The following is a 25,237-nucleotide window of genomic DNA, read 5'->3' on the forward strand; positions in this document are numbered from 1 at the left end:
TGACGGTACCTACCGAGCAAGCCACTCTGTGGCATGATGTGGTTCGCACTACCACCCGGACAGTCAAGCACCGGATTTTCGGCTGGCATTATAACAAAATCGGCAGACCTGTTAAGCTGGGCATCACCGTAGAGAACAAAGGCACGGCCCAACTGGAAGTACGCCATATTGAACGTGCGCTTGAGATTGTACCCGAGGACGGCAACTGGATCATTGATGTTGGGCAATCTATTGCCAAAAGCTGTTTGGCAGGTACGATGAAACGTCTGAAGCCAGCAGACCGCCACAAATTCGGCAAAGGCACCGCCTTGCTGGAGGAATTTGAGTTGCCCGAAGGATCACTGGCCGGATTCATCTACGACCTCACGGTAGAATACGCCGAAGGCCACGGGACGCTGGATTACGTGATTCGCACGGTAGTCAGCAAAGATACGAAGACCGATCTGCGCGACATTCATATGGATGCGCTCCCTCCCGTTCCCCCGCCGCAGGCGCATCCGCGGGGAGTATGGTCCTTTTCTGAAACAAATGCGCGCATGCCGGAGTATGTAGTAGGGCATAGTGCCAACTACCGAGCATGTGCTACTAAGAAGCTGAACGGTGAAACTCCTGTCGATCTGCTGTTTACCGGGGCACGTAGCGAGCTGGGACCTGCCCTTGATAATCGTGGACAATTCGGAACGATATATAACGCAACCATTCCTATCCTTAATCACAGTAGTGAGAGACGTACTGTACGAATCTATGCCAATCCACGTGGAGGTGCGTTCGCCGGGTCTGTACGCGTGGATGGTCATGTATATGGTATCCCCTTGCTTCAAGATAATACCAAAGTATGCCGACTGGCTGACATTAGCGTCCCTCCCGGCAAGACCAGCTATTCTCTTAGCTTCATGGTTGCAGGTAGTGCAACCACACCGCTGGGGTTATACGTCATCACGCTATAATCGTAATCACATGAGCTGGACGCATGAGCTGGCTTAATCATGCATAAAAAAACTTGATTGCTCTAAAAATGTGGAATAACCCGGTGATCATAGATCACCGGGTTATTTATATCGATTTTATTATATAGAAAACGCTATTTCTGATTACACTACTCTGCTCAGTATAAAGTTCGAAGGCGGAGAAGACTCGGGCTTACCAAACAAATAGCCCTGGGCCAGTGACACTCCTGCATCACGGCAAAATTCAAAATCCTCCAATTGCTCTACGCCTTCAGCCAACACTTGACCTCCAAAACGAAAAGCAGATTCCACGATCCCTGTAATTTGCCGTTTCTGATCACTGTTACGATAACAACCATCAATTATACTGCGATCAATTTTAACATAATCCGGCTGGAGGCAATTCATTAGCTCTGTCGTAGAATAGCCTGCCCCTACATCGTCCAATGCCACCGAAACTCCCCGTGTACGATATTGTTCAAAGATTTGATGCAAAAAATTGAGGTCATCTATTTCTTCCGTCTCTACGACCTCAAACACAAAATCCTCTGTATTCATGGATAACCGTTCAATCGTCTCAAAGGTATGATGCAAGCAATAAGCCGGATTATAAATGGTTGAAGGGAGAAAGTTAATAAATCGTTTAATTCCCGCCGGAAGGCATGTCGCACTTTTTTCAATAGCGGAAATACGAGCCGAGCGATCCAAATGAGCATGCAAGCCAGCTTCACGGGCCACTTCAAACAGTCGGAAAGGCTGAAAAGACTTATCTGGCTGTGACGGACGCAGCAGAAACTCAAACCCGATGATATTCAGGTTGTAGTTAACGATGGGCTGCATATGGCTGGTAAAGCATTGATTGTTAATAATACTCACCAAATCTGGATATTGCAGTCGAGCTTGCAATTGACTAAATAAAAGCCAGTCCTCAAATCCCTCAACATGATGCAAGCCAGTCACCACAACTCGCATGCGGTCCAAGCATTCCTGTGGCAGACGAGCCAGTCCGTTAACCAGCCGCTCCAACGCTGAACGGCTGTCATAGCGAAACACAATAATATCCTCACACCATTGTTCTTGTTTCACTTGTTCCGAAAGCATACCCAAGCCGTCTAATGCTGGAGTAAGCAACACCCTAGAATGCCTAATTTTCAGCAATCCTTGATCCTTAATAGGTAATATGATGCTGCAATTGCTGCAAGTCATAATGGTCCTCCTCGAGAACGATTTTCCGGTTTTTTATCATTATATCACAAACAACTAGAACAAAAGTACTATATAATTACGTTTTATTACAAAAAAACAGCTTTTTTTCAATGATAAACTAGGACTTAAGTATATATTCGACAAAAACAAAGCCTTTTTTATCACTCAAGATAAATTCGGGATGTGTTGTCTTTGGCATTAAAAAAAGCAGCAAATCTCTTGGTTAAAGAGATTGCTGCTTCATTATAGTGTCTAGTCGAAGCTAAAATCCGAAATTATTTGGATGTCTTTGGCTTCGTTGTTGTAACTGGTTTTGCAACCGCAGGTTTGGCCGTTTTAACAACTGGCTTCGCAGTCGCCTTCGCGGGAGCTACAGCTTCCTTTACAGAAGTTGTTGCTGTACTAGGCTTCGCGCCAGCTTTTAAGCTATACTTGGCAAACCCGTCTGCCGCACTGCTCAAGTATGAAATTTGTTGATTTCCGGCCAGCACATCTTTGGCGTCAGGAGAGGACTCGAAGGTCACCTTAGCCTGACCAAAAGGAGCAATAGACCAGTTGCCGTCCGCTGACGGGTTGATCGTTCCGTTCGTCCGAATATAATCAATAACGACTTGACGACTTTCATCCGGTGCTGCCATCACAATTCGCTTGCCATCTGGATTGGCCAGCTTGGAAGAGGAAGCACGATAGTTATTGGTCGCGACGATAAATTTCTGGGCAGGATCAATAGCCTTCCCATTGTATTGCAAATCCTTGATACGATGGGCTGAAGAATCAATAAGAGTACCCTTGGCATCGTAACGTGCAGGCTGAGTTACATCAATCTGATAATTCACACCGTCAATCACATCAAAATTGTAGGTTGGGAAATCTTTGTTGATCAGCGATTGTTCCTCAGTTTTGCTAGGATCAATACGGTTGAACTGACCCGCAGACCATTCCAGCCACTCCTGAATTTCAGCACCCGTAACTTCTACGGCATTAATCGTGTTCGGGTATACGTATAGATCGGATACGTTTTTGATCGCTATTGTACCTTCAGGAATGTTGGTATAATACTCGGCACCGTTGCGACCACCGGCCTTGAATGGAGCGCCTGCCGACAATACAGGGAGTTTTTCATACTCTGTTCCTTTAAGATGGTTCTGAACGTACCATTTCTGTGCATTGGTCACAATTTGAATGGACGGATCATCCTGCACTAATGCAAAATAGCTGGTAATTGGTGCAGTCGTTGTACCGACAGGTTGACGAACATAATTCAGCGTTCCTTGGTGCTCTTCTTTAATCGCATCAACCAGTTTAAAATCAGGAATAAACTGCGCAGCCTGATTGGTGGTACTCACAACCGGACGCACTTGAGACTGAGAGTCGATTACGTGCCACTCACGGTTTTTCTTTTCCAGGCTCAGATCAATAATGCCCAGATCCTTGCCCCATGATGAAGCTTCTACTGCTGGCACGCCGTTAATGGTTCCTTTATCCAGATCTACCCCGCTCATATTTTTAAAATCTGAGCTTGGGAAAGATTTGTGAGCATGCCCAAACAGAATCGCGTTAATTCCGTCTACCTTGCTCAAATATTTAACGGCATTTTCCATCATTGGCGTTTGCGGCACATCCTCATAGCCTGTATGTGCAAGTACGACAATAATGTCAGCACCTTCTGTTTTCATTTGAGGAATAAACTTTTTAGCTGTTTCCACAATATCCTTTGTAACAACCTTCCCCTTCAAATTGGCCTCATCCCACTGCATAATTTGAGGTGTTACCAGACCGATTATACCCACTTTGAGTGTATGCTCTTCGCCCTTCTCATCCATTACTGTTTTATCAAGAATCTGATAAGGGGTAAAATGATTTTTTGTAGCTTGGCCCTCTTTATCAACATAAACATTCGCATTTACGTAAGGAAAATCAGCTCCCTTGAGCGATTTGTCCAGAAAGTCGAGGCCGTAGTTGAATTCATGGTTGCCCACTGTAGCTGCATCATAGCCCATCAAGTTCATCATTTTGTAGACCGGATGGACACCGCCTTCTTTTTCGAAGGTTTTGTTACGAGCCATATAATCATCTAATGGATTGCCCTGCAGCAAATCACCATTATCGAACAGCATACTGTTTCTTGTTTCACTACGTGCCTTCTGGATCAAACTAGCTGTACTAACCAAGCCATATTCGTTGGTTTCTTTGTCTGAATAGTAGTCATAATTCATCAGTGCCCCATGAATATCCGTGGTTTCCATGATCCGCAGATTCACCGTACCGCTATCGCGAGAATCGCTAGCTGCCCAGGATGGAGCGGCCGAAAACACCAACAGGCTACAAGCTACAACTGCTGCTGTAAACCCTTTAAACCAATTTTTACGAAATAACAAAATATACCCCTCCTTATTAAGGTGTATGCCTCATATACATACTTTTGCACATATATGTAAGCTTTGAACCCACCATTCCTATTTTAATCCAATGTAGGACAAAAGAGTAGTCATTTGCTTAAAATATTTATGAAAAAATAATTAGTTTTCGAATAAAAATAAAAGCCAGTAAATCTCCTAAAAAGATTGGAAATTTGCTGGCTTGTCCTTTTATATTTCTATTTCGTCCACACCTGGCGCTCCATTTGTTGACCCACGTACTCAATACGAGTCGGATTCACATCTAAAATAACATAATCGGGATCGTCAGGTCCAGAAAACCATTTTTTCAGAGAATCATTCCACACTTGTTTGCGTAACCCCTCATCAGCTGTAACCTGGACGGTAGCCTCGACTTCCAAGACTTCCTTCGTGCCCCCCACCTCATACCCCAGCAGCAGATAAGCATTCGGATTGTCCTTTAGCTCCTCCACTTTATGTGTTTTGCGATCCGTTGCTAGATGAATGTTCATTCCATCGTTAAAAAGGGCCATATAGCGTACTTTCGGTTTTCCGCCCTCTACCGTACCTAACGAGCAAAATTTGTTGTTATCCAAAGCCTTCACAATGGCTTGTTCCAGCTGACTGCGATCCAATGTCTCCGTTTTACCCACAGTACAACAACTCCTTTTTACGAATTAGAATTCTATACGGCTTTGCCACCTGGCATCAGCCCTTCAGAACATACTGTGCGGCTGCTCTAAAAATAACATGACCGAATCAGACTGATGATTCATGTACATTTTCAGATCAAAGCTCACAGTAAAAGTGTACCCTGTCATTCGCTAAATGAACCGTAAGCCCTCCCTCAAGGCTGGACAGACCCGCGATCAAGGCATATAATCGTCGTAGTAAACCCGAATAAACAAACCCATTAAACCATACAATGCCAGGGGTGCTGGAATCGGCCGGCTGAGAGTGTGTCCCAAGACACTGACCCTTACAACCTGATCTGGGTAATGCCAGCGTAGGAATGCTTGAGCAAGATGTGCCTTTTTAATACAGGACATCCCTTACTTTGGTATATACAAGCGCAAGCGTCCCGGAATCTCGGGACGCTTTTTTTGTTGAAGATGAAGTTGTTGGAAAGATTGCATTCTGGCAGATGTTATTTTTGTGAAAATGGGGAACATAAGCTGTCTGATTGGACGGATAACGGGTAATTAAAAGGAGAGAACACAACGAATGAAGCGCATGAACATGTTAAGCCTGGGTCTGATCACTCTGTGGCTCATGGCTCTGACTCTGACCGCTTGCGGCGGTAATCCCCCTACATCTCAACAGGCTGCTCCTGCTGCCGGCACTTCAACGTCTACTCCGGCAAAGGGGCTTAAAGATGTTAAAGTCGTGCTTGATTGGACACCCAATACGAATCACACGGGGCTCTATGTCGCCAAGGACAAGGGATTTTACGAAAAAGCGGGTTTGAATGTCCAAATTGTTCAACCAGGTTCAGGCGGAGCTGATCAGATGGTTGCTTCGAATGCCGCACCTTTTGGGATCAGTTATCAGGAAGGCGTTACTCAGGCTCGCATCCAAGGCGTGCCGCTCGTATCCATCGCTGCGGTGATTCAGCATAATACCTCTGGCTTCGCAGCCCCGATAGACCGCGGAATTAAAAGCCCGAAAGATTTCGAGGGTAAAAGCTACGGCGGCTGGGGTTCACCTGTAGAAGAAGCGGTCATGAAATCCATCATGGATTCAGACCAAGGTGATGTGAGCAAAGTGAAGATCGTCAACATGGGCAATGCAGACTATTTCACAGCTGTGAAGCGGGATATTGACTTTGCCTGGATTTTCTACGCATGGACCGGAATTGAGGCCAAGCTTCGAGGTGAGCCATTGGATATGCTGTATGTAAAAGATTATTCCAAAAGCCTCGATTACTATACACCTGTAATTGTGAGCAATGAGCAGACGATAAAAAATGATCCTGACCTGGTCAAAGCGTTTATGGACGCTACTGCACAAGGCTATGAATACACTATCGCTCATCCGGAAGAAGCGGCAGATATCTTAAGTAAAGCTGTGCCAGAGCTGGACAAAAAACTGGTACTCGCTAGTCAAAAATGGCTAAGCCCGCGTTATCAGGACGATGCCGCGCAATGGGGCGTACAAAAAGCAGAGGTATGGAAAAACTACTCGGACTGGATGTACGAACGCAAGCTGCTCAGCAAACCTTTGGAAGTCGATAAAGCCTTCACAAATGACTTCTTGCCCAAGCGTTGATCATTTTGTAAAAACGCTAAATGACCAACTAAATAAAACGGAACTAGAGAAGTGAACGAATTACCACTAAGCGGACGGAGGATACTTCCCATCGCCACCGTCACGGGATTTCCCGAATAAAGCATCACAGGGTAGAAATCCGGGGACAAAAGCGACCGCTTTGCTTGTACAGCACCATTCCGTGCACTTCGTTCTCGTACCTCTTGGTTTATTCTTTAGTCTCATAGTATCTAAACGCAAAAGCAGGTGCGCTTGTGTGTAAAAATGCAACCCAATCTATCAAAAAACTAAAGTGCTTTTAAGGCGGTTGGCAGCGGAGCGGTTCATTTGAATCTGAAGAAACGAAGCGGTCTCCCCACCTTAAACCAATTTATTTCCCAATACTACTCCAAATAAAGGACAGGTGAAATTCGCATGGCGAACACATTGCTCAGTATTCAAGTCATCCCTAAAACTCCTAATAACGAAGATTCTTACCCATATGTAGACAAGGCGATTGAGGTGATTCAGCGTTCTGGCGTCAAGCATCAGGTGAACCCATTGGATACGACAATGGAGGGCGAATTGGACGAATTGCTGAAAGTGGTCAAAGACATGCATGAGGCCTTGACAGAAGCCGGAAGTCCCAGCGTCATTTCACAGATCAAAATCGCACATAACCCACAGGGCATCAGCATGAGCAAGCTGACCGAGAAGTATCGCCCATGAATCTGAAAGGCAAGCACGCATCCTGGTGGAAAAGCGTATGGCCGCCCCTTGTGGCGGTCCTCTTCTTTTTAGCGGCTTGGCAGGGAGCGGTTTCCTATTTACATATTGAATCCTGGCTGCTGCCAGCTCCTTCCCTAATCGTTCAAGAGGGTATGGCGCAATCGGCGTTGCTTGGTGCCCATACTTGGGCTACGATTCGCCTGACGCTTGCGGGATTTGCTATAGGAACAGCAACGGGACTGCTGATCGCTATCGTTCTTCATATCATTCCTTTTCTCAAATCTGCTCTGTACCCGCTCTTGATCCTTAGTCAAAACATTCCGATCATCGCTCTCGGTCCGTTGCTCATGGTATGGTTCGGTTTTGGCGTGCTGCCCAAGCTTATGGTCATTACTTTAGTATGCTTTTTTCCCGTGGCCGTAGCGGCTATGGACGGGTTGACACGGACAGACCGTGTGATGATGAACTATATGCGGATGTCGGGTGCTAGCCGCAGGGCTATTTTTATGAAGCTAGAGCTACCTCACTCCTTGCCGCAAGTATTCTCCGGCATCAAGATCGCTGCTACCTATAGTGTGATGGGTGCGATCATTGCGGAATGGATTGGGGCCAGTGAAGGAATTGGATATTATATGTTGTTGCAAAAATCTGCCTATCGCACGGATCTCATTTTTGCCGCTATCGGTATTATTGTTACACTCAGCTTACTGATGTTTGTGATTATTCTACTACTGGAAAAATGGTTGGTTCGCTGGAAACCCGATCAAGAATAGCATCCATATTGAATTAAAGGCCTCAACGAAAGGACGTGGCACATATGAGTCTGCATCCGACGGATTTGACATCACCACACATGGGTGATGAACAGCAACAAGCCGGAGAAGCGCAGGTATTAACGTCTACTCCTCCTCCTGCTTTGGAATTAGACAGGATCAGCCTCGCCTTCCGGGAAAAGCGAAGCTCCCTGCCTGTATTGCAGGATGTATCTCTCACCGTCAAGCCGGGAGAATTTGTCTCCCTCATTGGTCCGTCAGGCAGTGGCAAAAGCACGCTGTTTCACATTATCGGCGGGCTGCTCCAGCCACAGCAGGGACGTATTCGTATGCATGGACGGGATATAACTGGTGAACGCGGGCATATCAGCTACATGCCGCAGCAGCCCGCTCTTTTCCCGTGGCGCACTACACTGGACAACATACTGCTCGGGCAGGAAAACGCACCGCGAAAAGATGCGGCAGCGAGCTCACGATCCGTCAGCGAACGTGAACGCCGCAAAGAAGCCTTGCAATGGCTCGAGCAGGTTGGACTGGGCAAGTTTGCGAAGGCATACCCGCATACGCTGTCTGGTGGCATGCAGCAGCGAGCGGCCTTTCTTCGCGCCCTGCTTAGCCCGCAGGAGCTAATGCTGCTGGATGAGCCGTTCAGCGCACTCGATGCGCTGACACGCGCAGATATGCAGCAATGGTTGTTGCAGATGTGGGAGAAGAACCGCCGCTCTGTGCTGTTCATCACTCACAGCATCGAGGAAGCACTGCTGCTCTCCGACCGCATCTATGTGCTGTCAGCGCGACCTGCTTCAGTGGTGCATGTCGTAGACGTTCCTTTTCCCCGTCCGCGTAGGGAAGAAATCACCCTCGATCCACGCTTTATGGAATGGAAGCGGACAATGACTGGCTGGATGCGTGAGGAGAAGTACAAACTGGACGATAACATAAACAACGTTGAAGGTGTACATAAAAACACCTCTGACGGCGGGGTAAACCATTATGAATGATTGGAACCTACACGCTGCAAATAGCTCGAAAGCGGCAGCAATCATTCCTTTAATCGACGCGCACATTCATGTTGACAGCTATCCGCCGGAACAACATGAGCCATTGCTCGCTTCGCTTGCCGATAACCATGTCGAAGCCATCATAGCCGTGTCCATGCATCTTGCCTCCAGCCAAGCCAACTTGCGCCTAGCTGAGCGTTGGCCCGGGCTGGTACGACCAGCCTTCGGCTTCCATCCCGAACAGGCTCTACCGCCACAAACCGAGCTTGACCTGTTATTTGACTGGATGGACGAACATGTACAGCAGATGGTCGCGGTGGGTGAAGTTGGCTTGCCCTATTACAATCGGCTGGAGGCTACACGCAGTGGAGATGCTTTTGACCTCGCTCCCTATATTGCGTTGCTGGAGCGTTTTGTCCAGTTTGCAAGCAAGCATAACAAGCCCATCGTACTGCACGCCGTTTACGAGGACGCAGATATTGCCTGCGACCTGTTGGAGCGTTACGGCGTTACGCAGGCGCATTTTCACTGGTTCAAGGGCTCGGTCGCCACGACTGAACGTATGGCCCGGAACGGCTATTATGTGTCCTTCACTCCGGATCTCGTGTACGAAGAAGAGATCCGCAGTTTGGCAAGACAATATCCATCTAATCAGGTTATGGCAGAGACAGACGGCCCATGGCCGTTTGAGGGTCCTTTTACCGGACAACAGACGCATCCATGGATGACTGCCGAGGTCATTCGCGCGTATAGCAAACTGACCCGTCAAGATGAGGCTGCTGTCCGTCAATTATTTTATGATAATACGAAACGCTTCTACTCTCTGTCTAATTCCTAAAGGCATATCAGCTATTTACGAAAAAGCTCACAATCACAGGCTTCTAGTCAAAGCAAAGAACCTCCTTATGTACGCGAAACTTCATGCGTAATTAGGGAGGTTCTTGTAATTTTAATTTTAAATATACATGTTACTCAAACACCACTTCACATGGAAGTATTTTTTGTCGCTATTCCACTTTTATTGCTTCAAGAAACCCTTCTGTTCCAAAAATGGCTTTAACTGCAAGCGCGCTGGTTCGGTCAATCTCGTGGCCATTTGCTCAGACCAAGGTGTAGAGCGTTGACCACCCGTACGTTCCTTCAAATATTCGGCTGATGTGTGGTCGTATGCCTCTACAGCTTTCATCGTCTGATTTTTGTCGTAGCCGTTCATATGCAACACACCGGACAGCGGAAGACGTGGACGTAAGCCCGTTTCCTGATCCGGTACACCAATACACATCCCGAATACTGGATACACCAGCTCTGGCAGCCCTAACAACTCGGCTACCTCTGCTATTTTAGTACGAATGCCCCCGATGTAAACGATGCCCAGGCCCAGTGATTCAGCGGCCACCGCTGCATTTTGTGCGGCTAAAGCGGCATCGACGGTTGCAACCGTATAATTTTCGACGGACCCTTCGTAGGAAGGCTGCCCTGGCTGATGGTGAATCGTCACCTGCTTCAACCGATACAGGTCTGCGCACCATACCAGAAATGTCGGGCATTGCTCAACGTAAGCCTGCCCTCCGGCCAACTCGGCCAGTTTTGTTTTTAAAGCGGGCTCTGTAACGGCAATAACGGTATATGCCTGCACATTGCTGGACGAGGATGCCATTTGGCCAGCTGCCACAATAGCTGCGAGCTGCTCGTCGGTAATGGGGTCTGATTTGAATTTTCGTACAGACCGATGGTTCATCAACAAGGAAATCGTATCATTCATGACTGCTTCACTCCTAATCCATAATTTAAGCTCTTTATCTGCTTCAAGCTGTGAGTACGCGAAAAAGTTCTTGCATGTTTACATGGCACTCCTACAAATATTATGAAACTTTCGCCAGTGATAAGCAACCTAACGCAATGAAGGACGACACTATGGAATACATAAAATAAAAAACAACAAAAAAGCAAGCACACAGAAAGCCAAAATTGTGCGTGCTTGCTCCAAATTACAAATTGATCTTGCTGCGGAAATTTCCAGCAGCATGCGTCTGCCTGATACATCACTACACTTACAGTTTCACCCGTTGGAGACGCAGCGCATTCAGTACGACCGAAACAGAGCTAAATGCCATGGCCGCTCCCGCCAACCATGGAGCAAGAAAGCCCAAAGCAGCAATCGGAATGCCGATCACGTTATAACCGAGCGCCCAAAACAGGTTTTGCCGTATGTTTGTCATGGTCCGGCGACTCATTTCGATCGCGTCCGGAATGCTGTTCAAGTTACCACGCATGAGAGTAATATCGGCAGCCTCCATAGCTACATCGGTACCTGTGCCCATTGCCATCCCTATATGGGCTGTGGCCAGCGCTGGCGCATCGTTAATACCATCCCCGACCATGGCTACGATCTTGCCCTGTTCTTGAAGTCGTTTCACTTCTTCGGCCTTTCCTTCAGGCAGCACTTCCGCCAGCACGCGTTCAATTCCCGCCTCGGCGGCAACAGCCTGCGCTGTCCTTTCATTGTCACCTGTAATCATGATGACTTCAATGTTCATTGCTCGCAAACGGGCAACAGCTTCCCGTGACGTTTCTTTAATCGTATCTGCCACGGCCACCAATCCGGCATAGGAACCATCCACAGCGACAAGCATCGCCGTTTTCCCTGCGCCTTCCAATTCATTCATTTGCTGCTCGACTGAATCATCAATCGCGATGGCTTCCCTGCTCATTAATCGACGTGTGCCCACCAATACTTGTCTGCCTTCCACATGGGCCTTCACACCATAGCCCGGAATATTTTCAAAATCCGTCGGATCCACTAGCTCAATGCCTCGATCAGTAATCCCTTTTACAATAGCTTCCGCCAGCGGATGCTCCGAGCTTTTTTCTGCCGCACCGAGTAATCGCAGCAAATCCGTTTCAGTCAGGCTGCTTGCTCCAACCATAACATCCGTCAATTCTGGCTTGCCGTTCGTAACCGTACCTGTCTTATCCAAAATCACTGCGTTGACAGAACGGGTCATTTCTAAATGCTCGCCACCCTTGAACAAAATACCGTATTCAGCGGCACGTCCCGAGCCTGCCATAATGGACGTTGGGGTAGCCAATCCGAGCGCACAAGGACAAGCAATGACGAGAACTGCAATCATTTTCTCCAATGACCCTGCAAAGTCAGACGGTGTCACAAGGAAAAACCAGACGAGAAACGTCAACACGGCAACAGCAACAACGATGGGTACAAAAATCCCCGAGATTTGATCCGCAATCCGCTGAATCGGGGCCTTGGAGTTTTGCGCATCTTCTACGACCTTAATAATCCGGGCCAACGCCGTATCCCCACCTACACGCTCAGCCTGAATACGAAGTACTCCATTTTTATTGAGGGTGGCTCCTGTGACTGGGGAACCCTCTCCTTTTTCAACCGGAAGGCTCTCCCCACTTAACATGGATTCATCCACTGCCGAACGTCCATCCACGACCACACCATCGACGGGAATTTTCTCCCCTGGGCGCACAATAAAGATATCTTTTACACGCACTTGTTCGATCGGTATATCCAGCTCTTGCCCATCACGTACCACACGTGCCGTCGTCGCCTGTAGGTTCATCAGGCTCTTGATCGCCTCAGACGAGCGCCCTTTGGCTACCGCCTCGAACCATTTACCGACCAGTATAAGCGTAATGAGTACCGCACTTGTCTCGTAATACAGCTCTGGCATGGTCATGACAGGCATTCCCGTCATTCCCTCCATAGCATCGGATGGACGTAGAGTAAGGTACAAGCTGTAAAAATAAGCTGCAGACGTACCCAGAGCAACTAATACATCCATATTTGAACTGCCGTTGCGAAGCGCTTTATAAGCACCTACGTAAAACTGCCATCCAATGATGAACTGAATGGGTGTTGTAAGTACAAGTTGAAACCATGGATTCAAGAACAATTGCGGCACATAAATCCATGAGGTAAAGGAAAAATGAGCCACCATCGCCCACAACAACGGAAGCGACAGCACTGCCGATATCATCCACTTCCATTTTTTACGCCGGATATCCTTACTGCGGACATCTGCAATATTGTCCTCAGCACTCTGCGGGATCGCCCCGTAGCCCAGCTGTTCAATCTTGCTTACCAGATCACTAATCGTAGTACTCCCAGCAGCATATTCCACATGAGCTGTTTCCATCGCCAAATTTACCGTAGCACCTGTTACACCCGGTATTCGGTTTAATCCTTTTTCAATTCGAGCTGCACAGGCCGCGCAAGTCATGCCCGTCACATTCAAATTAGCTTCTTCACTCACAGTTCCAAAACCAAGAGAAGCAATTTTATCGCGGAATTCAGAGATTTCCACCTGCTTGGGATCATAGGATATGGACGCCTGCTCCAAAGCCAAATTCACATTAGCGTGCGCCACGCCGTCTATTCGATTTAAACCTTTTTCAATACGGCTTGCGCAGGCTGCGCAAGACATCCCCGTAATATGAAGCGTTGTATGCTTATCACCGTCAGTTGTACGGTTTTCCATGGTAGGCCTCCTCCCATATACCCCTGAGGGGTATATTATGTTCAAAAAGAAAAAGCTCCTAATATGGAAGCTTTTCCTTCGAACAAATCTGTTCACGCATAAAGCATCTTAACCTTAAACAACATCATATCCTTGGTCTTCAATAGCTGTTTTCAGAGCCTCAACACTCAGCTTGGATTCGTCATATTCTACACTTACTTGTTTCGTTTCGAGGCTAACCTTGCCGGTAGCGCCTACTTTCTCCAAAGCTCCTTCTACGGCTTTTACACAGTGATTACAGCTCATGCCCTCTACGTTCAATGTAACTTGTGCCATATTTTCGTTTCCTCCTCAAGGGTACGTTCATACCCGTAATTTGTATACCTGCTACTTTTAACGGATTAGCTTCTTAACCGTCACCAGCAGTTCATCAATCACTTCCTGCTCTCCTGCCTGCATGCGCTCAATGACACAGCTTTTCATATGCCCTTCCAGCAATAGCTTGCCGACACCATTCAGGGCCGATTGAACAGCCGCAATCTGGTTCAGCACATCATCACAGTAGGTGTCCTTCTCAATCAAGCCCTTAATCCCACGAACCTGACCCTCAATACGGTTTAACCGGGTTACAAGGCTGTTCTTGAATTCCGCCGAATGATGACTTTTTCTAACTGTCTTTTCCCCATCTGTTCCACAATGAGTCCCGTGGACTTCAGTGTGGGAAACAGGTTGCTCCTCAGCCATACATCAGCCTCCTGTGTGGTGTATATGCATTCATGCTTTTGTTATATCACCATCATAATATACCCCCGTGGGGTATGTCAACATTCCAGTAGAATGTCACCTATTCGCCTTAATTTTTGTCACTGTTTCTTCTCTAACGAATTAAACTGATCAAAATAAGGCTGAAGCAGCTTTAAATGCCCCTCGTAATCTTCCCTTTCCCTTTCAGACAAACGATCTGGATACAGTACCCCATTCTCGCCCGTTATACGCGGAACATACTTGTAAAACTCCGTAAACAAAACACGGAACTTCACAAATTCATCCTCACTTAAGGCTTTTTTCGCATAGTCTAACTCGTCCTGTAAATCTATACTCTTATGAGTTTGAAATTCCTCCTGATTCAATTTATCAAAGTACGTTTCCAGCTCGGCGGTTATCCGATTATAATCACGCTGTTCTTCGGCGCTTAAACGCTCCTTATAGAGCGTCCCGTTTTTGTCCGTTATTTTAAGATTATAGGCTCCCAGTTCCTTTAGTAATCCCATAAAAACACTAAACTCTTCCTTCGACAAACGTCCCTGTGCTTGTTGGAGCTACAAGCATTGTCATCTGATCTTCCTGTGCCAATCTAGCCACCTCCTTGCGCTGTTCGATCCTAATCCCCTCCTCTCTTTCGGCTCACACTATATATTGGAAGGCACGGGGAATATCGTTCGATTTTTTTGTATCATATAGGAGATGAGATAGCCTTTGCATATCTTTCTTTCCCGTTCATATCATCATTTTGATTTCGATTCTGATTCACAAACCTTCTCGTATGTACTTAAAACAGACACCTTCCCTTGCAATGGAAGCCGAAGATAGCTCGATTGTAGAACGATAAAAAAACTCCCGTGGTCTGAAGTGATTCATGCATCAGTCCATGGGAGTTTTCAGTTCAAATTGCCCTGTTTTAAGCCTTCGCGTGTGCTTCCTTGGCAAGTACAACAAAGCTTAACAACGCACCAAGCTCAGCTACAGCAATAACGACCGCCATCGGTACGGGGGTTGTTCCACTACCCAAGCCCACCAACGGTGAAGCAATGGAGCCCAGCAATAAAGGCAACAAGCCAAGCATGGCGGAGGCACTGCCTGCGGAACGCTGCTGACTCTGCATTGCCAGTGAAGTCGTCGTTGTACTCACAATACCTACGCAAGATACGACAAAAAACATCGGAATTAATACAGCGAACAATTGGCCTCCGGTAAAAGCTACGGCAAGCAAGCTGATCCCGGCTACAGCCGCAATCACCAGGCCCGACAAGAGCAACTGTCGTTCGCTAAATCGACCTACGAGTCTACCGGTTAATTGGGAGAACAGTACAATCCCCAAGCCATTCACCGCAAAAATGATGCTATACATCTGGGGAGAAACCCCGAAAATATCCTGAAGCACGAAAGGCGAGCCGGCGATGTACGCGAACATCGCCCCCGTAATCAGCGCCTGCGAAAGGGCATAACCCATAAAACGTCGATCCGCAAACAGATGACCGAGTGTTCCTAGCGTCTGCTTCAAGCCACCGGATGAACGGCGATTCGTTGGCAACGTTTCTGGAAGACCCAATACGACGGCAATCAGCATAGCTACACCAACTACACATAGCACCATGAATACACCGCGCCAGGAAACAAAATTCAAAATGGCACCGCCCAGCACAGGTGCAGCAATGGGAGCCACGCCATTCACCAACATGAGCAGTGAGAAAAAGCGTGTCAGTTCTTTGCCCGAGTACAGATCACGTGCCACAGCTCTAGAAATTACGATCCCCGCTGACCCCGTAAGGCCTTGGATAAACCGAAGCGCAATGAGCACACCGATATTCGGCGCAAACACACATAACAGCGATGCTGCAGCGTACAAAATTAACGAGATAACCAGCGGTCCTCTGCGCCCCCTCACATCGCTAAGCGGACCAGCAACGATCTGACCAACGGCCAGTCCCAACAGACAGGCTGTCAGACTAAGCTGTGCCAGCGAAGTCGTCGTATGCAAATTGTCGGCTAAAGTAGGCAGGGACGGCAAATACATATCTATGGACAACGGTCCGAAGGCACTTAAAGCACCCAGGACAAAGGCAATCCATAATATCCGTGATTTGGTCATATCTGCGGCAACCATTACCGTATTGGATAACCGGTTCATGATAATAATCATCCTTTTCACTAAAATGTAAATATTGACTTCAATATGTTATGATATCATTCATTTCGTCTGGCTTCGAATAATTACACGCTAATCCGCAATTTTTTTTCAAAACTGCTATAAATCAGGCAGGAATTTACCAATTTCAGGTCGAATTATCAGAGTAACCAAAACAAAAAAAATTGTAGAATCTGGAGAATGATAATGGTCTATGATGGAGTGCTGCTGGGTCTCATTGTAGGTCTGTTCAGAGGAGGCTGGCGGCAGGGTCTGATCCGTTTCAGTCATATTCGCCTTAAAGCCGGCTGGATGTTCCCGCTGCTGCTGGCGATTCAATTCATTATTTTTTATGCTCAGGAAAAGTGGGCTTGGCTGGCAGCCATGAATGGGTATCTATTTATGGGAATTTACATGGTCGGATTGATATTTCTCTGGTTGAACAGAGATCATAAGGGATTCAAGCTTATTTTAATCGGCGTATTAATGAATTTTATCGTGATGGCGGTAAATGGCGGCAGAATGCCGGTCTCGTTGAGCGCTTCAGAGGTGCTTGGTCCCTATTACACAGATATGCTTAAGTCCGGAAGTGTCATCTCGAAACATTACATGATGGATGCGAGCACACGTTTATCATTGCTTGGTGACATCATTCCCCTATCCAAGCCCTATCCCCGGACACAGGTGATTAGTATTGGAGATGTCGTCATGAACTTCGGGATGTTCCTGTTTATCCAAAATGTGATGGTCGTGAACAGAAATAAGGATAATCAACAAGAAACCAACCCCCACCACGCCTAGTTCAGATCTTATTCCAAGGAAGGGAGGGAACCTTATGAAGAACTTGAAATACTCCCGTGTGATTATCAATGCTATTATCGTTGCTTCTGTCGTAATCGCTTTGACTTCCGGTTACAAAATCGGAGGCTAGTCACCGATAAGATAAAAAGGGAAGCACAGGCTCAACAAAACAGGCTGGATTCCGGCCTGTTTTTTCATGTGAAATTTTCGATTACAAAATTGTAAATTATCTCATTCACCCCTGGTAGCTTTGACATCAAGATACGACAAGGCAGGAGAAGAAATGATGAGTATATTAAAAAAGCTGCAAGAACGGGTTACCACGACGGGAATATACGTGTTTTTCATATGCATGGCAGGCCTGATCGTCCTCTTGTATTCGAACCATTGGTCCTTTTTGTATTATTCGACGACAGAGTGGGTCAAAATCTATTCCCTGTTGGGAGCAGTTCTGATTTTGGAGCATTTTACATTCCAGCTACCACCAGCAAGTAACAAGCAGTCCATGGATTCCTCCGTGTATCTTGCTTGTATTTTTGTGCATGGGACTGAAATCGCCATTTTGATTTTGCTGTTCAATGTGGTCATTGCTGCGTTTCGGCACACAGAGCTATCCTGGTGGAAGCATGCCGTCAATTTTTCCATTTACGCACTTGCTATCTTCCTGTCTTCCACCGTATTCGAACTAAGCGGCGGAACGCAGGGAGCCTTAAGCGAGGACCATTTTGCTTCCTACCTGCTCGCATTAATCTGCTACTTTACGGTGAACACAATCACCCTGGGCATCTACTTTTATGTCGCATATAAAGGGTCTTTCAATGAGCTCAAACAAGCTTTTTTGGCCGAATCCCTACTTGTATACTTATGTACACTCATCCTGTCTTTGGTGTTGACCACGCTGATTTATTATAACGGCATTTTAGGACTTTTGTTGTTCCTGGGGCTAAGCATGCTCTTATCCCACGCATTCAAGCAAATGTTCACAATGTATCGTGAGATTGAGGAAAAAGCCAACACAGATCGCAGAACAGGACTGTACAATCATAGCTACTTTGAAAATACACTTGAAGCTGAATTGAATGTATCCAGATCGCAGAACACTCCCCTAAGTCTCGCGCTGATTGATATTGATGATTTCAAAAAATACAATGATCATTTCGGTCATCTCAAGGGCGACCAACTCCTGGGTTTCCTCGGTGAGTTTCTTAAAAAGGAAACGTTCGGCACTCCTATTACCGTATCCCGTTATGGTGGAGAAGAATTCACTCTGCTTATGCCCGATCATACCGCTGAACAAGCCTATGAAAAAGTCAATGCTATCCGCAAAAAACTGAATGATTCTCGTTACGAGGGAGTCGAAATCTTCCCACACGGTTGTCTGTCCTTCTCCGCAGGCATTGCACAAAGCCGCATTGACATCTACGACAAATCACAGCTGGTCGATCTAGCGGATAAAGCACTGTACTACGCCAAGAAACAAGGCAAAAACATCGTTCATACCCACGGCAGTCTAAATGAAGTGGAACGCGAGGTCGATCTGGGACAGGATATTCGTGATCTGGAGCAGCAGCTTAACCTGTTCTTGTACAAGGATATTAACACCTTCAAGCATTCCAAACGGGTATTCAGATATGCAGCCGACATGAGCGATGTGCTTCAGCTCGGGCCGAAGGAGAAGCGGCGTTTTTTACTGGGAGCTCTCATTCATGACATCGGAAAACTGGAAATACCCTGGAATATCCTTAATAAAAAAGAGAAGCTATCCGGCGAGGAATGGCGGATGGTACAAGCCCATGTCATGTGGGGCAAGCGTATTGTCGAGGCCAACGAACGATTCATAGATTTAGTTCCTTTTGTGGAGCTGCATCATGAACGTTATGACGGGGGAGGCTATCCGTTTGGCTTTAAGGGTGAGCAAATCCCAAGGCTGTGTCGGATGCTGACAATTATCGACTCTTTTGATGCGATGACAACTGAGCGTCCCTATCAACCGACCAAAACGTTCGAGGAGGCCATCGAAGAATTGCGTACTTGTTCAGGTAGCCAATTCGATCCCGAACTAACGGCTATTTTTATCCAATATATTCAACATAAACAACCTGCTTTCACACAGTCTGTAGAAGCAGGTCTCTAATGTCTTATAGCCTCCTCATCTTACCACCTACCGTGAACGAAATCCCCTGGATTTTAGTTACGGTAGTTTTTTTCATATAATAGGCATTTTGCATACTGCAGATTATTTCAAATTTCATATAAATGTCATAATTCGCACCATCTATTCCCGTTATATGCACTATGATTAAGATAGGAATTGGATTGTCCGTATAAAATGCTACAAATGAGGATATCCTCGCTTCAAGTAATCGAGAGAAGGTGACTTCACAGGCATGTTGCAACTGTCTAGACCAGCCCGTGTGGCTTGTCTTTTATTGCTGTGTCTCCCTCTTCTGCTCCTGTTTCCTCACTTATCATGGGCTCATGCATTTGTCGTTGAATCCAGTCCAACCGAAAATCAGGTTCTGGACAAGTCTCCTTCCCAGGTGACCATCACCTTCAACGAAGATTTGCAGTCTGCCTTCATGTCCATCAAAGTGACCGATGAAACAGGCAAGCGGGTCGACACAGGAAAAGCACAGCTCAACCCAGAGCACCCATCCACCATGGGAATCCAATTGATTCCAGGGATGAAAAGTGGAATTTACACCATCACTTGGAGAGCTTTGTCCGCAGATGGACATCCAGTCAATGGAGTGATTCCATTTCAAGTAGGCAGCGGTTCCAATACATCTCCCCATCAAGCTACCGCTTCTGAAGGCTCTGGGACATCACGAATCGACTTAATCGCTGTCCGTTGGCTTTTTTACATAGGGCTATCGTTGCTTTTTGGAGCGATTTGTTTCCGGCTGTTCCTCTTACCAAGCATAAACCGGGACCAGAACCGCAATGAACAGCAGGTGCTTAGTCAGCGGCCCTCTGACACATTACCCCGCTGGACTAAGCTGCTATGGAGTGGCTACGGCATAACGTCTGCCGCCATTTTAATCAGCCTACCACTTCAGGCGTCTTGGGATGCCGGAGTATCCATCGGAGAGGGCTTTTCACTCCCCATTCTGGGAGAAGCCCTTCAATTTACGGGGGCGGGGCAAATCTGGTTTATCCAGATGATTCTCGTGCTGCTTTTGAGCGTAACGCTAATTTATGCGATCGATCCCAGCATTTCCAATCGTCAGCGCTATGTGTGGGGATACTGCTCCGTTCTACTAACGCTCGGCCTTATGCTGTCTAAGGCTTTTGTCGGGCATCCAGCAGCGGCTACCCATCCGGCTCCAGCCATTGTGGCAGATTTCGTTCATCTTGCGGCGTCTGCCTTTTGGATCGGTTCGCTTGCCGTCATGGTGGTGTGCCTGCCTGTTGCCGGATCGGAGCTTCCTGTACCCGAGCAGGCAACTCTGCGACAAGCCGCCCTGCGCCGCTTCGCTGGCTGGGGCATGGCTATGGTGGCGACGCTGCTTGCCACTGGTATATATGGAGCCGTGCTGTACATACCGACTCCCTCCATGCTGCTGAACACGTCCTACGGACTCGTTCTGCTCGGCAAAGCAGCGCTACTGCTAGTGATGCTGGTCTTTGCAGCCGGCCAGTTCCGCAGCGCTCGGCAAGCAGCGGCGAGCAAGCGAGCCGCCGGAGGATTGCGTGCCGAGCTGTCCGTCGGCCTGCTCGTCACGCTGTTGGCAGCAGTGCTCACTCACTTGTCACCCGGTCAGGCACCTGCCGTACCGTTTGAGGAGACTCGCACTACTAGCGAATACAGCGTTACACTGGCAGTTAGCCCAAATGCTGTGGGCAGCAATGAATTCAAGGTATCCGTTCAGGATAGCAAGGGTGCTGCCGTTTCAGGTATCCAGCAGGTCACATTAACGCTTACTCCAGCCAATCCTGACCAAGACCAACAGGAATTTGTTCTGCCTGTGAAGCAGCAACAGCCCTTCCGCAGTCAGGAATTGATAACCTCCGAAGGAACATGGGCGGTCAAGGTACATGCCCTGACGGCATCACTCGATGCAGTTGACGCGGAATTCACTCTACAGGTAGGCGGTAAAAAATAATTATTTTATGTTATAAGGGAGCGAAATAAAGATGAATAAAACGATTCAAACAGCAAAATCCAGGTTTTCCAGGTTAGCCACCTCTATGGGCTTAATCGCGGCTGGTGCCTTGCTTTTTGCAGGTATGGCCAGTGCGCATGTGACGGTCAAGCCTTCCGTTTCACAGCCTAATGCGTGGGAAACGTACACGTTGAAAGTACCTGTGGAAAAAAACATTCCAACCACCAAAGTCGCTTTAAAAGTTCCTAAAGAGGTCGTCTTCAAACAATACGAGCCTGTACCGGATTGGAAGGTGGCCACCGAAAAAGACAGTTCTGGCAAAATAACCACCGTCACCTGGACGACTGAAAAAGACGGCATTCAAGCGGGACAGTATCAACGCTTCAGCTTTGTCGCCCAAAATGCAGACCAGAATACCACAGCAGCCTGGAATGCTTTCCAATATTACAGTGACGGAAGTATTGTGGAATGGACCGGTGATGAAGGAAGTAACAATCCTCATTCCATTACCACAATTACAGCGAATGCCACACCCGAGACTTCTGCTTCTGCCGCAGACAGCGGACATGATTCAGCAGGCACAGCAAAGGGCCATGCGAGCACAGATACAGCTGAAGATAGCGGCAGCTCGGCAACGACCTCGGACAATGCTGCTCAGGCTACGTCTGCCGCTTCTGCTCCAGCCAGCTCTGCTGTACAGACAACAGCACTGGTCCTCTCGATCATCGCAGTCGTGCTTGGTGCGGCAGCAGTAGGCATTGCACTCAAACGCCGCAAGTAATTCATTCATGACAACAAAGCCTTACATGTAAAAAAGCTGGTGCCATTCATTCAGGCACCAGTTTTTTTTATAATGATCTCATCCTATCATTTCACATTCACCTTTCTATCATTTTTTTGGTAAAATGATAGAAACCTCACGATTCTAACATGATAGCATTGCAATCTATTGAGCATAGGAGATCATAGGATGAAAATCGTAAATAAGGCTCTGTTATCTAGCGCTATCCTTTTGAGTACCGCAGCGGGTGTCTTTAGCCCTATGGCACAAGCGGAGGCGGGGAAGATCAGCATCATGCTGGACGGATATCCATTGCCGTTCCCTGTACAGCCTGCCATGATGAACGGTACGACGATGGTTCCTTTTCGCGCTATTTCTGAGGCTCTGGGCATTACCGTAAAATGGGATCAAGCCAGCCAAAGCATCACCGCTACCAAAGCACAAGGCAATGCAACCAAGCAGGTGGTTCTCAAAATGGGAAGCCGCGATGCCACAGTAGACGGACAAACCGTTCAACTAACAGCTGCACCGCAAACCGTACGCGGAAGCACAATGATTCCGTTGGGCTTTTTCGGGCAGCAGTTTGGAGCTACAGTGAACTGGAATCAGGGAACGCGAACGGTCTCGATTACATCGCCACGTGAAGCTATGTATACTGTGGGCTTTTATGCACTGTCTTCCTTTGACCAAAAATCGAAAATACCGAATTTTAATGCCGTTGCCTTTGGCTGGAGCCGAATTGATACGAACGGACAGTTCACGACGACCGGCAAAGAATATAAATGGCCTCAAGCTGCCGGAGCTGTAACACCTGAGTCTATTCTACAGGAGGCAGATAGCCAGGGGACTTCCCCTTACCTTATGGTTTATTCTGTCGACGGCAATCATGAACTAACTAAGGTTTTGGAAAGCGCGCAGCTTCAAGAACAGACCATTTCTCAAATCGTCAGCACTGCCACCAATAAGCAGTTCAAGGGCATTACGTTAGACCTTGAAGGATTGGGATGGAGCGGCGATAAGTCCAAAGCTCGTTCCGACTACAACGCCTTTATTAAAAAGTTGTCAGCCAAAGCGCATCAAGCTGGACTCAAGCTCACCGTCGTTTTGCATCCGCTGAATAGCTCTTACGCTGGCTATGATTACAAGACGCTGGGTAATCTGGCGGACGATCTGATCATTATGGCTTATGATTACGGACAAAAGGCTACGCCTGAGCCACTGGATAAAGTGGACGAAGCTATAAAGCTGGCGTTGAAGGAAACCTCGCGTGATAAGCTCATTTTGGGAATCTCAATGGGGAGCGAAAAAGACAGCACCGTTAACGCCAAGATCGGTTTAGCCAAACGTTATGACCTCAAGGGAATCGCCATCTGGCGTCTAGGTATCATTGGAGAAACGGCCTGGGCGAAGATAAGCGAATCGATCGAGTTTAAATAGTGTCCATTTTGTAAAAGGAATCCGTCCTTATTCAAGCCCGCTAATGATTTCTTATGCGTCTTCTATGAAATCATTTGGCGGGCTTTCTTCATGTCCTTTAACAAAAACCTTGCCTGATTTGGAAATTGTCGATACAGGCTCGCACCCCTGTTCTCCATAGAAGATCCCCCAGTCTCTCATAAAATCCAGCAACGGCCTTAACGTTTCTCCCAACGGGGTAAGCGAGTATTCTACACGGGGTGGGTTCTCATTATAAATTTCACGGTGTACAATGCCATCTCTCTCCAATTCACGCAGCTGCAAGGTTAGCATCCGCTGTGTAATATTAGGCAAGGTCCGTCGAATTTCGTTATAGCGCCGTGGTCCTGTGGTCAAATGATACAAAATGACCCCCTTCCACTTGCCTCCAATCACCCCGACGGTTTTGGCTACCGGACATCCAAAATTAACGCTAACCGCATGTTCCGTCTCCTGTGCCATGTATACCCCTTCTTTCTGCTAGAATGTGTAATCAATAGCCTCAGACGTATGACAAGGAACAAATATGTGCGTACTTGTTCCCTGCAAAAACTTTCTATATGATAACTATATATTCGATATTAGCTCTCATTATAGTAGCAGAAAACCCATAGAGCACCAACTAATCCCATATCAAAAGGAGTACATTTTATGTCCAATACATCAGCTAAAAAGCAGGAAATTCTGGATGCCTTTCTATTCAGACATGCCACGAAGGAATTCGATCCTAATCGCATCATACCGGAGGAGGATTTTCAATTTATTCTCGAAACCGGACGCCTCTCCCCTAGCTCTGTAGGATTTGAACCGTGGCAGTTTGTGGTCGTACAAAATCAAGCATTGAGAGAAAAGCTGGCGGCAGTGTCCAGTGGCGGTCAAAAGCAGATCCCAGCGGCCAGCCATGTCGTTCTGATTTTGGCACGTAAGGATGTCCGCTATGATTCTCCTTACGTAGAGTACATGTATAAAGAGGTTAAGGGTATGTCTGACGAAGACTTTGCCTCACTACCGGGCCGCTATAAGATTTTCCAAGGTGAAAGTCAACGCCTGCTGGAAAACGAACGCACGTTATTTGACTGGGCCTCCAAGCAAACCTATATTGCCTTGGGCAATATGATGACAGCGGCTGCTCAGATTGGCATTGATTCCTGTCCAATTGAAGGCTTTAACTATGATCAGGTGCATGCCATTTTGGAGGAAGAAGGACTGCTGGAGAACGGACTGCTGGATATTTCAGTCATCGCTGCCTTCGGTTATCGTGCTCATGAACCCAAGCGGGAAAAATCCAGACAACCTCTCGAGAAGATCACACGCTGGGTTCTGTAACCTAAAACCCATCCCCCAAAAATTCAGGAGGTTAAAGCATTTAAAAAGCGGGCTTGCGGTGTCCATCTTAAGTGATGAACACACCGTAGCCCGCT

21 protein-coding genes, 1 pseudogene and 1 riboswitch are annotated in these 25,237 nt (G+C 47.2%); of the genes and pseudogenes, 12 read left to right on the forward strand and 10 right to left on the reverse strand.

Features of this window, described 5'->3' with window-relative positions:
* Positions 1-947 (forward strand): hypothetical protein (locus AC5V8P_RS02390; RefSeq protein WP_495473548.1); only part of this gene is annotated, 947 nt, incomplete at its 5' end.
* A gap of 144 nt (positions 948-1,091) precedes the next feature.
* Here the strand turns inward: AC5V8P_RS02390 and AC5V8P_RS02395 are convergent.
* The 3 genes from AC5V8P_RS02395 to AC5V8P_RS02405 form a co-directional block, all read right to left on the reverse strand.
* Positions 1,092-2,153, reverse strand: a complete 1,062-nt coding sequence (locus AC5V8P_RS02395) for an EAL domain-containing protein (protein WP_064796901.1) — start codon at positions 2,151-2,153, stop codon at positions 1,092-1,094.
* A 275-nt stretch (positions 2,154-2,428) separates the two neighbouring features.
* The gene (locus AC5V8P_RS02400) at positions 2,429-4,531 is read right to left on the reverse strand and encodes a bifunctional 2',3'-cyclic-nucleotide 2'-phosphodiesterase/3'-nucleotidase (protein ID WP_064796900.1); all 2,103 of its coding nucleotides are present in this window, start codon (positions 4,529-4,531) and stop codon (positions 2,429-2,431) included.
* 218 nt (positions 4,532-4,749) lie between these two features.
* Positions 4,750-5,184, reverse strand: coding sequence for a pyridoxamine 5'-phosphate oxidase family protein (locus AC5V8P_RS02405; RefSeq protein ID WP_063212342.1), 435 nt, complete (start codon positions 5,182-5,184; stop codon positions 4,750-4,752).
* Positions 5,185-5,451: 267 nt separating this feature from the next.
* Positions 5,452-5,561, forward strand: a riboswitch (TPP riboswitch).
* A gap of 194 nt (positions 5,562-5,755) precedes the next feature.
* On the opposite strand from AC5V8P_RS02405, the gene AC5V8P_RS02410 reads away from it, so the two are divergent.
* The 5 genes from AC5V8P_RS02410 to AC5V8P_RS02430 all read left to right on the forward strand — a co-directional run bounded on the left by AC5V8P_RS02410 (position 5,756) and on the right by AC5V8P_RS02430 (position 10,119).
* Positions 5,756-6,799, forward strand: coding sequence for an ABC transporter substrate-binding protein (locus AC5V8P_RS02410; protein ID WP_064796899.1), 1,044 nt, complete (start codon positions 5,756-5,758; stop codon positions 6,797-6,799).
* A gap of 414 nt (positions 6,800-7,213) precedes the next feature.
* Positions 7,214-7,507, forward strand: a complete 294-nt coding sequence (locus AC5V8P_RS02415) for an MTH1187 family thiamine-binding protein (RefSeq protein WP_064796898.1) — start codon at positions 7,214-7,216, stop codon at positions 7,505-7,507.
* Complete coding sequence (locus AC5V8P_RS02420) at positions 7,504-8,280, forward strand: ABC transporter permease (RefSeq protein ID WP_064796897.1); 777 nt, start codon at positions 7,504-7,506, stop codon at positions 8,278-8,280. The genes AC5V8P_RS02415 and AC5V8P_RS02420 overlap by 4 nt, the downstream gene beginning before the upstream one ends.
* Positions 8,281-8,324: 44 nt before the next feature.
* Positions 8,325-9,281: an ABC transporter ATP-binding protein gene (locus tag AC5V8P_RS02425; protein WP_064796896.1), complete on the forward strand. Its 957-nt coding sequence runs from the start codon at positions 8,325-8,327 to the stop codon at positions 9,279-9,281.
* On the forward strand, positions 9,274-10,119 hold the full coding sequence (locus AC5V8P_RS02430; RefSeq protein ID WP_064796895.1) for a TatD family hydrolase: 846 nt from the start codon (positions 9,274-9,276) through the stop codon (positions 10,117-10,119). Before AC5V8P_RS02425 ends, AC5V8P_RS02430 begins: the two co-directional genes overlap by 8 nt.
* A 180-nt stretch (positions 10,120-10,299) precedes the next feature.
* Here AC5V8P_RS02430 and nfsA read toward each other — a convergent pair whose 3' ends face one another.
* The 6 genes and pseudogenes from nfsA to AC5V8P_RS02460 form a co-directional block, all read right to left on the reverse strand.
* On the reverse strand, positions 10,300-11,043 hold the full coding sequence (nfsA, locus tag AC5V8P_RS02435; RefSeq protein ID WP_063212348.1) for an oxygen-insensitive NADPH nitroreductase: 744 nt from the start codon (positions 11,041-11,043) through the stop codon (positions 10,300-10,302).
* A 289-nt stretch (positions 11,044-11,332) separates the two neighbouring features.
* Entirely contained in the window at positions 11,333-13,789 is a 2,457-nt protein-coding gene (locus AC5V8P_RS02440; protein WP_063212349.1) for a heavy metal translocating P-type ATPase, read from the reverse strand.
* A gap of 114 nt (positions 13,790-13,903) precedes the next feature.
* Positions 13,904-14,104, reverse strand: a complete 201-nt coding sequence (locus tag AC5V8P_RS02445; protein ID WP_017427195.1) for a copper ion binding protein — start codon at positions 14,102-14,104, stop codon at positions 13,904-13,906.
* A 57-nt stretch (positions 14,105-14,161) separates the two neighbouring features.
* The gene (locus AC5V8P_RS02450) at positions 14,162-14,512 is read right to left on the reverse strand and encodes a metal-sensitive transcriptional regulator (RefSeq protein WP_063212350.1); all 351 of its coding nucleotides are present in this window, start codon (positions 14,510-14,512) and stop codon (positions 14,162-14,164) included.
* Positions 14,513-14,631: 119 nt separating this feature from the next.
* Positions 14,632-15,075: pseudogene (locus AC5V8P_RS02455) on the reverse strand (DUF3600 domain-containing protein); the annotation flags it as partial.
* 371 nt (positions 15,076-15,446) lie between these two features.
* The gene (locus AC5V8P_RS02460; protein WP_063212351.1) at positions 15,447-16,676 is read right to left on the reverse strand and encodes a multidrug effflux MFS transporter; all 1,230 of its coding nucleotides are present in this window, start codon (positions 16,674-16,676) and stop codon (positions 15,447-15,449) included.
* Between the two features lie 204 nt (positions 16,677-16,880).
* On the opposite strand from AC5V8P_RS02460, the gene AC5V8P_RS02465 reads away from it, so the two are divergent.
* From AC5V8P_RS02465 to AC5V8P_RS02485, 5 genes are all read left to right on the forward strand, one after another.
* Complete coding sequence (locus AC5V8P_RS02465; RefSeq protein ID WP_064796894.1) at positions 16,881-17,474, forward strand: DUF5317 domain-containing protein; 594 nt, start codon at positions 16,881-16,883, stop codon at positions 17,472-17,474.
* Between the two features lie 283 nt (positions 17,475-17,757).
* Positions 17,758-19,608 carry a bifunctional diguanylate cyclase/phosphohydrolase gene (locus AC5V8P_RS02470; protein ID WP_064796893.1) on the forward strand — a complete coding sequence of 617 codons (1,851 nt, stop codon included), beginning with the start codon at positions 17,758-17,760 and terminating at the stop codon, positions 19,606-19,608.
* A 253-nt stretch (positions 19,609-19,861) separates the two neighbouring features.
* Positions 19,862-21,580, forward strand: coding sequence for a copper resistance CopC/CopD family protein (locus AC5V8P_RS02475; RefSeq protein ID WP_064796892.1), 1,719 nt, complete (start codon positions 19,862-19,864; stop codon positions 21,578-21,580).
* Positions 21,581-21,611: 31 nt separating this feature from the next.
* Positions 21,612-22,361, forward strand: a complete 750-nt coding sequence (locus AC5V8P_RS02480; RefSeq protein ID WP_063212355.1) for a YcnI family copper-binding membrane protein — start codon at positions 21,612-21,614, stop codon at positions 22,359-22,361.
* 189 nt (positions 22,362-22,550) lie between these two features.
* Positions 22,551-23,798, forward strand: a complete 1,248-nt coding sequence (locus tag AC5V8P_RS02485) for a stalk domain-containing protein (RefSeq protein WP_063212356.1) — start codon at positions 22,551-22,553, stop codon at positions 23,796-23,798.
* A gap of 51 nt (positions 23,799-23,849) precedes the next feature.
* On the opposite strand, the gene AC5V8P_RS02490 is transcribed toward AC5V8P_RS02485, so the two are convergent.
* On the reverse strand, positions 23,850-24,278 hold the full coding sequence (locus AC5V8P_RS02490) for a winged helix-turn-helix transcriptional regulator (protein WP_063212357.1): 429 nt from the start codon (positions 24,276-24,278) through the stop codon (positions 23,850-23,852).
* A gap of 189 nt (positions 24,279-24,467) precedes the next feature.
* Here AC5V8P_RS02490 and AC5V8P_RS02495 point away from each other — a divergent pair, with 189 nt between their 5' ends.
* Positions 24,468-25,142: an NAD(P)H-dependent oxidoreductase gene (locus tag AC5V8P_RS02495; protein WP_064796891.1), complete on the forward strand. Its 675-nt coding sequence runs from the start codon at positions 24,468-24,470 to the stop codon at positions 25,140-25,142.
* Positions 25,143-25,237: the final 95 nt, after the last annotated feature.

This window comes from Paenibacillus sp. N119s, from assembly GCF_059447605.1.

Excerpts from the sequence above, each read along its gene's own strand:
- AC5V8P_RS02495 (WP_064796891.1), top strand. The coding sequence starts at position 24,468 with ATGTCCAATACATCAGCTAAAAAGCAGGAAATTCTGGATGCCTTTCTA.
- AC5V8P_RS02425 (WP_064796896.1), top strand. The coding sequence starts at position 8,325 with ATGAGTCTGCATCCGACGGATTTGACATCACCACACATGGGTGATGAA.
- AC5V8P_RS02475 (WP_064796892.1), top strand. The coding sequence starts at position 19,862 with ATGTTGCAACTGTCTAGACCAGCCCGTGTGGCTTGTCTTTTATTGCTG.
- AC5V8P_RS02420 (WP_064796897.1), top strand. The coding sequence starts at position 7,504 with ATGAATCTGAAAGGCAAGCACGCATCCTGGTGGAAAAGCGTATGGCCG.
- AC5V8P_RS02470 (WP_064796893.1), top strand. The coding sequence starts at position 17,758 with ATGATGAGTATATTAAAAAAGCTGCAAGAACGGGTTACCACGACGGGA.
- AC5V8P_RS02490 (WP_063212357.1), bottom strand. The coding sequence starts at position 24,278 with ATGGCACAGGAGACGGAACATGCGGTTAGCGTTAATTTTGGATGTCCG.
- nfsA (WP_063212348.1), bottom strand. The coding sequence starts at position 11,043 with ATGAATGATACGATTTCCTTGTTGATGAACCATCGGTCTGTACGAAAA.
- AC5V8P_RS02460 (WP_063212351.1), bottom strand. The coding sequence starts at position 16,676 with ATGAACCGGTTATCCAATACGGTAATGGTTGCCGCAGATATGACCAAA.
- AC5V8P_RS02485 (WP_063212356.1), top strand. The coding sequence starts at position 22,551 with ATGAAAATCGTAAATAAGGCTCTGTTATCTAGCGCTATCCTTTTGAGT.
- AC5V8P_RS02430 (WP_064796895.1), top strand. The coding sequence starts at position 9,274 with ATGAATGATTGGAACCTACACGCTGCAAATAGCTCGAAAGCGGCAGCA.
- AC5V8P_RS02410 (WP_064796899.1), top strand. The coding sequence starts at position 5,756 with ATGAAGCGCATGAACATGTTAAGCCTGGGTCTGATCACTCTGTGGCTC.
- AC5V8P_RS02445 (WP_017427195.1), bottom strand. The coding sequence starts at position 14,104 with ATGGCACAAGTTACATTGAACGTAGAGGGCATGAGCTGTAATCACTGT.
- AC5V8P_RS02395 (WP_064796901.1), bottom strand. The coding sequence starts at position 2,153 with ATGACTTGCAGCAATTGCAGCATCATATTACCTATTAAGGATCAAGGA.
- AC5V8P_RS02480 (WP_063212355.1), top strand. The coding sequence starts at position 21,612 with ATGAATAAAACGATTCAAACAGCAAAATCCAGGTTTTCCAGGTTAGCC.
- AC5V8P_RS02465 (WP_064796894.1), top strand. The coding sequence starts at position 16,881 with ATGGTCTATGATGGAGTGCTGCTGGGTCTCATTGTAGGTCTGTTCAGA.
- AC5V8P_RS02450 (WP_063212350.1), bottom strand. The coding sequence starts at position 14,512 with ATGGCTGAGGAGCAACCTGTTTCCCACACTGAAGTCCACGGGACTCAT.
- AC5V8P_RS02415 (WP_064796898.1), top strand. The coding sequence starts at position 7,214 with ATGGCGAACACATTGCTCAGTATTCAAGTCATCCCTAAAACTCCTAAT.
- AC5V8P_RS02440 (WP_063212349.1), bottom strand. The coding sequence starts at position 13,789 with ATGGAAAACCGTACAACTGACGGTGATAAGCATACAACGCTTCATATT.